The organism is Desulfobotulus mexicanus (genome assembly GCF_006175995.1).
Lineage (GTDB): Bacteria > Desulfobacterota > Desulfobacteria > Desulfobacterales > ASO4-4 > Desulfobotulus > Desulfobotulus mexicanus.
Genome location: NZ_VDMB01000044.1, coordinates 1 through 10,257, shown reverse-complemented (window position 1 = coordinate 10,257; position 10,257 = coordinate 1). Strand labels below are relative to the sequence as shown.

The window sequence follows — 10,257 nt, the reverse complement described above, 5'->3', positions numbered from 1 at the left end:
TGCAGGCGCAGATGTTGCCAAAACCGTGGAAGATCTCAAGGCAAAAGCAGAAGCTGCCATCACTTCTAAAGTGAGCTACAATAAGATCGGTGGTAAGACCATCATGGATCTTTATGAAGCACCCTTCTGGAAGGATATTCTCTTCGGCTGCATCAACTGTGGTACCTGTACCTATGCCTGCCCCACCTGCTGGTGTTTTGACATTCAGGATGAGGTTAAGGGTACTGAAGGTGTACGTGTCCGCAACTGGGATTCATGCATGACGGCCCTTTTCACCCATCATGCATCCGGGCATAACCCCCGTGAACATGAATGGGAGCGTACCCGCCAGCGTTTTATGCACAAACTGAAATATTTTCTGGACAAGTACGATGCGGGCCTGATGTGTGTGGGCTGCGGTCGCTGCGTGGAGCAGTGCCCTGCCAATATCGACATCCGGACGGTGTGCAACACCATGAACGATTAATAAATCGGCCACGTGGCAGGGGGCAGGCACAAAGGGCCTGCCCTTTGCCCCCTGCATATAGCAGCATAAGGAGATAAGAAGGTGAGAAATCCCAATCCATATGAGCCGTATCCCGTCCGCATAGACGACATCACGGTGGAGACGGAAGAYAAGAGCTTGAAGACCTTCAAGTTCGTTTTTCTGAATCCYGAGCATGAAGAGATGTTTGCCTACAAGGCGGGTCAGTTTGCAGAGCTTTCCATTCCGGGTCAGGGCGAAATACCCATTGGTATTGCGTCCAGCCCCACGGAAAAGGGCTTTGTAAAATTTACGGTATTTAAAACCGGCAAAGTGACAAGCTAYCTGCACTCCATGCAGGTGGGCGATATMATGGGTCTTCGTGGTCCCATGGGGAACTGGTATCCCTGGGAAATCCTTGAGGGAAAGAACATTTTGATCGTGGGCGGTGGTTTTGCTTTCACGACCCTGCGGTCTTCCATCAAGATGATGCTGGATAACCGGGATAAGTTCGGCAAGATCGATGTTGTTTATGGTGCCCGTGCGCCCGGTATGCTTCTTTACATGGACGATCTCCGTGAATGGGAAGCTCAGGGCAAAATCAACATGCACATCACCGTAGATAAAACCGATGATCCCAACTGGAAGTATCATCAGGGCTTTATTCCTCCGGTTGCGGAAAAGGTTGCACCTCCGGCCAGCGATGACACCTACGCCATTGTCTGCGGTCCTCCCATGATGATCAAGTTTACCCTGCCCGTGCTGGACAAACTGGGCTATAAGCATGACCACATCATCATGAGCCTTGAAAACCGCATGAAGTGCGGTATCGGCATGTGCGGTCGCTGCAATATCGGTAAAGAGCTGGTGTGTAAAGACGGTCCAGTATTTACCCTGGATCAGCTCAATCAGATGCCTAAGGAATATTGATATTAGTATCTGAATGTACAGTTCTGTCTGATATAAGGTTAAAAATATGCGGCCGCTTCTCCACCCATGGCGGAGCGGTCGTTTTTTTATGCTGGAAATCGCTTTGTTTCAGGTAGTGGATGTTTGCAAAAGTTTGACACCCCTTAAGGAATGATGTAAATACATCTTGCTTATTGACAAGCCGTGCTTGTTTCGTTAGGTAGGTACGCTAAGAAAAAGTTAAGGATATAACGGGACTCCCCCATAAAGATGATATCTTAATTACAGGAGGTTTTTAGAAAATGGCAGAAATAGAATTCAAAGGGAAAAAGTTTGTTGTGGATGAGGATGGCTTTCTTGAAGATTTCAACACCTATACCGAAGAATGGGTTGAACACTGCATGAAAGAAGAAGGCATTGATGTACTGACCGACGAGCACTGGGGCGTTATCAACATCCTTCAGGATTACTACAAGAAGAACGGTATTGCTCCCATGGTACGTGTTCTTTCCAAGCTTACCGGCTTCAAACTGAAGCACATCTATGAGCTTTTCCCCTCAGGCCCTGGCAAGGGAGCCTGTAAAATGGCTGGCCTTCCCAAGCCTACCGGCTGCGTTTAATCTACGCTGCTGGGAAAATGAGTTTATGATAAAAAGGTCCTGCCATGGCAGGGCCTTTTTTTTACCGTTTCCATGAGTTGCGGGGAAAAGTTCTATGTATATTAAAGTTCAGTCTTCCACACGAAAAGAACTTGTGGATATCACAGCGCGGGTACAGGAGTTTGTGACAGCTTCCGGAATGGAATGGGGGCTTTGTCATATTTTTGTGCCCCACACCACAGCAGCCATTACCCTCAATGAAAATGCCGACCCGGATGTTCAGGAAGACATGATCAGAACCCTTTCCCGCCTTGTTCCCGTGGATCCGGATTACAGGCATATTGAGGGCAATTCCGATGCCCATGTAAAGGCTTCGCTGATTGGTGCTTCGGAGCTGGTGGCTGTACGGGATGGACGTCTGGATCTTGGTCGCTGGCAGGCCATTTATCTGTGGGAATTTGACGGACCCCGGAGGCGCGAGGTGAGAATCATGCTGATGCCCCAGCAGGAAAGGGGACTTTAAATCATGGATGATCTGGATAAAAAGCTTTTGAACAGTATACAGTCAGGTTTTCCCATTTGTTCCAGGCCCTATGGTGCCATTGGAGAAATGCTGGATATGGGCGAGACCGAGGTGCTGGAGCGATTGAAGAAGCTCAAAGAGTCCGGTATTATCCGTCGAATAGGGGGCAATTTCGGGCCGGAGAATCTTGGGTATTTTTCCACCCTTTGTGCCGCAAAGGTGCCGGAGGATAAGCTGGAAGCCTTTACGGAGACAGTGAATTCTTACCCCGGTGTCACCCATAATTATATCCGGGAAAATGACTGGAATGTGTGGTTTACCTTTATCGAGCCTTCACGGGAGATCATTGCCAGTAATCTGGAAGAGATAGCAGATAAAACCGGAGTAAGGGAAATCCTTAATCTGCCCGCCACCCATGTTTTTAAAATCCGTGCAAAGTTTGCCCTATAATACCGATGATTAATTCCGGAATCTCTCTGCCGGATAAAGACGGCATCATCACAGGTCTGGCCCTTGCTCCGCAGTTTATGGGGGATGTTCAAAATAACCTTGCTACTTTAAAGCTTTTTTGTGAAAGGGCATCTCGGGCCGGTGTTGAAGTCCTTCTTCTGCCCGAAATGAACCTTACGGGATACCCGACCCGCAAAGAAGATCTTGAGCGATGTGCCCTTGGTCTTGAAGAGGCCATTTCCATCATGGTCCCCCTTGCCAGCCGGTGGGACCTTGTGCTGGTGGCGGGTTTTGTGGAAAGGTCAGAAAAACGTTTTTTTGTAACCCAGCTTGCACTGGGGCCTGAAGGACTGCTTGCCCTTTACAGGAAAATTCATTTAGGTCCGCCGGAGAGACCTCTGTACTGTGCGGGAGATCAGACCGCATCTTTTATGTTCAAGGGAATACATTTTGCCATAGCCCTCTGCTATGATGCCCATTTCCCTGAGCTTTTTTCCCACCTTGCCAGTCAGGGTGTGGATGTATTTCTTATACCCCATGCTTCTCCCAGAACTACTCCCCAGGAAAAAAAATCCTCATGGCTGCGTCATCTCCCTGCCCGTGCCTTTGATACGGGAAGCTATGTTTTGGCAGTAAATCCCCTTGGTCCCGATGGAGCAGGAAAAAGTTTTCCTGGTCTTGCCCTGGGTCTTGGTCCTGACGGCCGTATTTTCGGTGAGCTTGGCACAGAAAAACCCGATCTTCTGGTACTGAATCTTCATGCAGAACGGGTGAAAGCCCTGCGATCCCATCCCATGACAGCCTTCCATCTGGCAAGAAGGCCTGAGCTTTATGGAAAGTGGATGCAGGTGTAGTGCGACCTTTACGGGTGCCCGCCAACAATCGTAAAATCTGGCCATGTAATTTCCATGGATTAAAGTTCCTGTCGCTGAAAGACAGTGGTAATCAGAAAAAAATGTGGTGACTGTTCAGCACAATTAATCAGGTGCATAGACAACCGGACCATTTGTTTGTGACGCACTCCGGCACTCAAGCTTGCAAACGCCCATTGTTTTCATAGCAGGCTTTGGGTTTATGGCTTGAGTGCCGGAATCCGAAACGATTGCAATGTCACTCACAAACAGCCCGATTGTCTTTTGTTCTTCCTAAGAAATTACACTAAAAATAAATAGTCATAATCTATCCGTGTCATTGATCCTATCAGGATTATCTGTTTGACTCCCGCCTCTTTACCTTTCTATAAGACACAATCAAAATTTTCAGTAATGAGTCTCATTGATAAACTCTATTGATAAATGAAGAAGCCGGAATCCACCTCTGCAGATTTTCAAAATTCAGGATAAAAATGAGGAGGAATTCATGGAATATCGATGTCTTTTTGGAAGTGAAGGGAGGAAGAACAGATGACAGCTGAAGCGGTACGCGTGGGCGGTGCTGGCGGGGAGATCTGCAGGATGGCAAGGGAAATGGTTCCGGACGGGAATCTTAATGCCTGCCTTACCTGTGGTACCTGTTCCAGTGGCTGTCCCGCCACAGGACAGCTTGACATGGACCCGCGGAAGTTTCTCCGCATGGCCGTGCTGGGTATGGACGAGGCGCTGGACAAACACCCCTGGGCCTGGGTCTGCACCATGTGCAGGCGGTGTTATGATGTTTGTCCCATGAAGATCAACATTCCGGCACTCATCTTTGAGATCCGCGCCCGTTGGCCCGAGGAAGATCAACCCAAAAACGTCCGGGAATCCTGCAGATTGCATGTGAAATCCCGTGGCGGCGCCATGGGAGTTCCCTTCGAGGATTTTAAGTTCACGGTGGATGATCTGGCGGAAGAATGTCGGGAGCAGCCGGGCTTTGAGGAGCTTCAGGCTCCCATTGACAAGCCGGGCGCCATGTATGCCCTGAACCAGAACTCAAGGGAACCCGTGGTGGAGCCAGATGAGCTTTTGCCTCTCTGGAAGATCCTCCACACCGTGGGCGCGGACTGGACCTATTATTCAGAAATGTGGGCCGGTGAGAACTACTGCATGTTTGTGGCGGACAACAAATCCTGGGAATATATCGTCCGTGCCCAGGTGGAACACCTGAACAAACTGGGTGTGAAGTATTTTGTGAACACCGAATGCGGACATTCCTTTTTTGCCGTCTATGCGGCCCTCAGAAAGTTCAATATCCAGGCCAATTTTGAGTTTATCTCCATCATTCAGCTCTATGCCAAATGGATACGGGAAGGGAAACTCCCTGTCAATTCAGACTGGAACAAGGAGCTGGGTATCAAGTTCACCATCCAGGATCCCTGTAATATCATCCGCAAATCTTTGGGCGATGTCATGGCCGAAGACCTGCGGTTTATCGTTAAGACTGCCGTGGGTGAAGAAAACTTCATTGATATGGTCCCCAACGGGTCCAATAACTACTGCTGCGGCGGTGGGGGCGGAGCACTTCAGGCAGGCTTCACGGAACAGCGTCGGGCCTATGGTAAAATCAAGTTTGACCAGATTGATAAAACCGATGCCGCCTATGTGATAACACCCTGTCACAACTGCCATGCTCAGGTAGAAGACATAGGCCATCATTTCGGCGGGAAGTATCACACAGTGCATTTGTGGACCATTCTCTGTCTTTCCATGGGGATTCTCGGTGAAAACGAACGGACCTATCTGGGACCGGACCTTGCGGATTTTGGTCTGTAATTTCCCTGAGCCATCAGGCGTGAGGAGGAGTAAAAAAAGATGTCAGAAAAAACCATAGGATCAGTTCTGATCGCCGGCGGCGGGATTGCCGCCATCCAGGCGGCGCTGGATCTGGCCGATTCCGGCTATTATGTCTATATGGTGGAAAAATCGCCATCCATCGGCGGGGTCATGGCCCAGCTGGACAAGACCTTTCCCACCAATGACTGCTCCATGTGCATCATGAGCCCCAAGCTTGTGGAAGTGGGGCGGCACATCAATATTGAGCTGGTGACCCTGGCAGAGATCAAGGATATCAAAGGCGAGGCTGGTAACTTTGAGGTGGAGGTTTTCCAGAAGGCCCGCTACGTGGACATGGATAAGTGCATTGGCTGCGGAGCCTGCATGGAAAAATGTCCCAAAAAGGTGGCGGATGAGTACAATATGGGCCTTGATAAGCGCAAGGCCATCTATGTGCCCTATCCCCAGGCAGTGCCCCTCAAGTATGCTATAGACCCAGCCAACTGCATTAAAATCACCAAAGATAAATGTGGTAACTGTGAGAAGATTTGCCCCGCAGATGCCATCAATTTCAAGGATACGGATAAAACCTTTAGTCTGAATGTGGGTTCCGTCATTCTGGCCACGGGCTTTTCTGCCTACAATCCTTCGGGTAAGGATTTCCTCAACTATGACCGCAGCAAGGATGTGGTCACCTCTCTGGAGTTCGAGCGGCTTCTTTCCGCATCCGGTCCCTTTCAGGGCCATGTGGTACGTTTGTCCGACAAGGAACATCCCCATAAAATTGCCTGGCTGCAGTGCGTGGGTTCCAGGGATGTGAATACCTGTAAAAACGGTCACTGCTCTTCGGTCTGCTGCATGTATGCCATCAAGCAGGCCATCATTGCCAAGGAGCATGATCCGGAGCTGGAAACCAAAATTTTCTATATGGATATGCGTACCCACGGCAAGGGCTTTGAGGACTGCTATAATCAGGCCAAGGAGAACTACGGTGTCAAGTTCCAGCGCTGCCGGGTGCATACGGTTTATGGAAACCCGGACGGTCCCGGTCAGGTTCTGGAATACATTGACGAGAACAACCAGCGGGTAACGGAAGTCTATGACATCGTAGTTCTTTCCGTTGGGATGGAAATAAATGATGAAGTTCGGGCCAATGCAGCAAATATGGGCATTGAGCTGACCGAAGGCGGTTTCGTTAAAACTTCCACCTTCAAACCTGTCAGCACTTCCAGGGAAGGGGTTTATGTCTGCGGTGCCTTCCAGGGTCCCAAAGATATTCCCCAGTCCGTTGTGGAGGCAGGTGCTGCGGCCCTCAATGCCGGAGCAGGACTTGTATCAGCACGAAACACCCTGACCCGCACCGTGGAAAAGGTGCAGGAAGATGATATCCGGGGAGATCGTCCCCGCATCGGTGTCTTTGTCTGCCACTGTGGGACTAACATTGCAGGGGTCATTGATGTGGAGGCGGTGCGGGATTATGCCGCAGGCCTTCCCAATGTGGAGTATGTCAATAACAACATGTATGCCTGCTCCCAGGATACCCAGGACGGCATGGTTAAGGTGATCAGGGAAAAGGGCTTAAACCGCATTGTTGTGGCGGCCTGCAGTCCCAGAACCCACGATCCCCTTTTTCAGGAAACCCTCATCAATGCAGGCTTGAATAAATACCTCTTTGAAATGGTGAACATCCGCAACCACGGCTCCTGGGTACACAAGGATCAGCCTGCGGAAGCCACCCTGAAAGCCAAAGAGCAGGTCCGTATGGCTGTGGCCAAGGTGGCCCTGTTCGAGCCTCTCTCCGAAGCCACCCTTGAAATAGACCAGAACGTACTGGTTATTGGCGGCGGGATTTCCGGCATGGCTGCTGCAAGGGCCCTTTCTACCCAGGGCTATCATGTGACTCTGGTGGAGCGGGACAAGGTTCTGGGCGGTCAGGCAAGAAATCTTTATGTCACGGGCAAGGGCGAGTCCATTGAAGAAGGCCTTGCCGACATGGTCAACAGCGTGGCTGTGGATGAGAAAATTGATGTCCTGCTGGAGTCCGGCCTTAAAAATGTGGAAGGTTTTGTGGGTAACTTTGTCAGCACCATTGAGACAAAAGGCAGTGAAAAGGAAATCCGCCATGGTGTTACCATCATTGCCACGGGGGCTGAGGAATATAAGCCAACGGAATACCTCTACGGCAGCTCTGATATGGTGGTGACGGGTCAGGAGCTGGATGGACTCATGAAGAGCCATGATGCAAAGGTGGAGAAGGCGGAAACTGCTGTCTTCATCCAGTGTGTGGGTTCCCGTGAGCCGGGCCGGACTTACTGCTCCCGCATCTGCTGCACCCATACCATGGTGAGCGCCCTTCACCTGAAGGAGAAAAAGCCGGACATGGATGTCTTTGTCCTGTACCGGGATATCCGTACCTATGGTGAGAAGGAAGCCCTTTACAAGAAGGCCAGGGAAAAGGGTGTTATTTTTGTCCGTTACTCCCTTGATGCCAAACCCCTTGTAAAAGAAGCCGAAGGCAGACTGCTGGTTCGTGTTTACGATCCCATCATTCAGAGGTCCCTTGAGCTTGCGGCGGATCTTCTGGTGCTGGCATCTGCGGTGAAACCCTACAAGGATGAGCGTTTGGCCCAGTTCTTTAAGGTTCCCCTCAACGATGACGGCTTCTTTGTGGAAGCCCATGTGAAGCTGGCCCCCAGTGATTTTGCAACAGACGGGGTCTTCCTTGCGGGCCTTGCCCATTATCCCAAGCCCATTGACGAAGCCATTGCCCAGGCCCAGGCGGCCGCAGCACGGGCGACAGGTCTCCTTGCCAGAAAGACCATCAATACCTCTGGTCAGGTGGCCTATGTGAATCAGGAGCTCTGCTCCGGGTGCAGTGTCTGTGTGGCGGTCTGCCCCTACAACTCTCCGGGTATGATTCTGGAAGGGCCGAGGGCTGGCAAGGCTGAAATCAACCCCGTTCTCTGTAAGGGTTGCGGAGCCTGTGTGGCATCCTGCCGCTCCGGTGCCTTGAATCTTAAAGGCTTTGAGGAAGGGCAGATTATGGCCATGATTGATGCGGCCTGATTGAAGGATAGGTTTAGACTGGTGGAAGATGGATATTTTTTCTCATCTCTTTCTGGGTTTATCTTTATCCATAAGGACAGTGGAAAGTGGGAAGGAGTATTTGAAGCGAATGGTAAGGTACAGCCCTTGTTTTTCTCCCCTCTCCCTCTGGGAGAGGGGCCGGGGGTGAGGGCTTAAAGCCTTGAAAAAGTATATCGCCCACTGGTTTTATTTCAAAGAATTTTAAAGTGCTGTAAAGCCAATCGGATCAGCTGAACAGTTATATTTCAAGAATCATTTGCACCTTAACTAAAGGTGCAGGGAGGCTTCCTATGCAGGAGTTTGAACCTAAAATCATTACCTTTCTGTGCAACTGGTGCACCTACGGAGCCGCAGACCTTGCGGGCGTGAGCCGTTTTCAGTATCCGGCCAACATGCGTATCATCCGTCTGCCCTGTTCCGGAAGGGTTTCGCCCAAGATGGTCCTTTCCGCATTCCGCAATGGGGCGGACGGAGTATGGATTTCCGGCTGTCACCCCGGTGACTGTCATTACATCACCGGTAATTATTATGCCCGCCGTAAATTTACCCTGCTGAAGGAAATGCTGGAGCATACCGGCCTTGAACCGGGTCGTATCCAGTTTTCATGGATTTCTTCGGCAGAAGGCGTGAAGTTTGCCGATGTGGCCCGCACCGTGATTTCCGAGGTGAAGGCCCTTGGTCCTGCCAAAGGTATGGCAAAGGAGTTTATCATGAGTCAGGAGGTGGCGTAGATGGCTGATGTCGCCCTGAAAATAAGAGAGATTGCCAGAGATCTTCTCGAATCAGAGAAGGTTGATGTGGTGATCGGCTTCAAAAAGGGAACGCTTCCCGTCATGAGTGAGCCGACCATCATTCGTAAGGCATCGGATACAAAGGATCTGATCTGGGACGCCACCTGCCGTCTCAATTTGTGCAATTATTTAACGGGTCGCAAGGACCGGATCGGTATCATTGCCAAGGGCTGTGATGCGCGTAACATTGTGGGCCACATAGTTGAAAATAAGATCAAGCGTGATCAGCTTGTGATCATCGGTGTACCCTGCACTGGCATGGCGGATAAAAAAGCCCTTTCCGATCTTGCAGGCGGCGAAGTAACGGCCTACAGCGAGGCCGGTGATCAGATTACGGTAAAGGGTCCTGCCGGAGAAAAGACCGTCAACAAGGCGGATGTTCTCCAGTCCAACTGCAGCACCTGCATCAAGCGCAACCCTGTAATCTTTGATGAGATGGCAGGGGAGCCTGTGGAAGAGCTTGTCCCTGAAAATCGCTTTGCCGACGTGGAAGCCATAGCTTCCATGGATGCGGGTACCAAATGGGCGCACTTTGAGGAGCTTCTTTCCGGCTGCACCCGCTGCTATGCCTGCAAGAACGCCTGTCCCTTATGCTATTGTCCCACCTGTTTTGTGGACGAATCCCGTCCCCAGTGGGTAGGTAAGGGAACTGACCCCATGGATATTCGCACCTACCACTTCCTGCGGGCCTACCATTGTGCAGGACGTTGTACGGATTGTGGTGCCTGTGAGTCGGCTTGTCCCA

The 10,257-nt window shown here is 50.7% G+C and carries 10 protein-coding genes; all 10 read left to right on the top strand.

Annotation, left to right across the window (positions count from 1 at the left end):
* Positions 1 to 466: 4Fe-4S dicluster domain-containing protein (locus tag FIM25_RS16395; protein WP_179953473.1), on the top strand; the 466-nt coding region annotated here is incomplete at its 5' end.
* Between the two features lie 81 nt (positions 467 to 547).
* Positions 548 to 1,393, top strand: a complete 846-nt coding sequence (locus FIM25_RS16390; RefSeq protein WP_139450569.1) for an FAD/NAD(P)-binding protein — start codon at positions 548 to 550, stop codon at positions 1,391 to 1,393.
* A 281-nt stretch (positions 1,394 to 1,674) separates the two neighbouring features.
* Complete coding sequence (locus FIM25_RS16385; protein ID WP_139450936.1) at positions 1,675 to 1,992, top strand: TusE/DsrC/DsvC family sulfur relay protein; 318 nt, start codon at positions 1,675 to 1,677, stop codon at positions 1,990 to 1,992.
* Positions 1,993 to 2,086: 94 nt separating this feature from the next.
* Positions 2,087 to 2,494, top strand: a complete 408-nt coding sequence (locus FIM25_RS16380; protein WP_139450935.1) for a secondary thiamine-phosphate synthase enzyme YjbQ — start codon at positions 2,087 to 2,089, stop codon at positions 2,492 to 2,494.
* A gap of 3 nt (positions 2,495 to 2,497) precedes the next feature.
* Complete coding sequence (ahbA, locus tag FIM25_RS16375; RefSeq protein WP_139450934.1) at positions 2,498 to 2,944, top strand: siroheme decarboxylase subunit alpha; 447 nt, start codon at positions 2,498 to 2,500, stop codon at positions 2,942 to 2,944.
* Positions 2,945 to 2,949: 5 nt separating this feature from the next.
* Complete coding sequence (locus FIM25_RS16370) at positions 2,950 to 3,798, top strand: nitrilase-related carbon-nitrogen hydrolase (RefSeq protein WP_139450933.1); 849 nt, start codon at positions 2,950 to 2,952, stop codon at positions 3,796 to 3,798.
* Between the two features lie 549 nt (positions 3,799 to 4,347).
* Positions 4,348 to 5,634 (top strand): (Fe-S)-binding protein, encoded by a 1,287-nt coding sequence (locus FIM25_RS16365; protein WP_139450932.1) that lies wholly within the window; start codon positions 4,348 to 4,350, stop codon positions 5,632 to 5,634.
* 39 nt (positions 5,635 to 5,673) lie between these two features.
* The gene (locus FIM25_RS16360; RefSeq protein WP_139450931.1) at positions 5,674 to 8,700 is read left to right on the top strand and encodes an FAD-dependent oxidoreductase; all 3,027 of its coding nucleotides are present in this window, start codon (positions 5,674 to 5,676) and stop codon (positions 8,698 to 8,700) included.
* Between the two features lie 311 nt (positions 8,701 to 9,011).
* A complete protein-coding gene (locus FIM25_RS16355) occupies positions 9,012 to 9,452 on the top strand; it encodes a hydrogenase iron-sulfur subunit (protein WP_139450930.1) in 441 nt (146 codons plus the stop codon).
* A partial coding sequence (locus FIM25_RS16350; protein WP_139450929.1) for a ferredoxin family protein occupies positions 9,453 to 10,257 on the top strand: 805 nt, incomplete at its 3' end.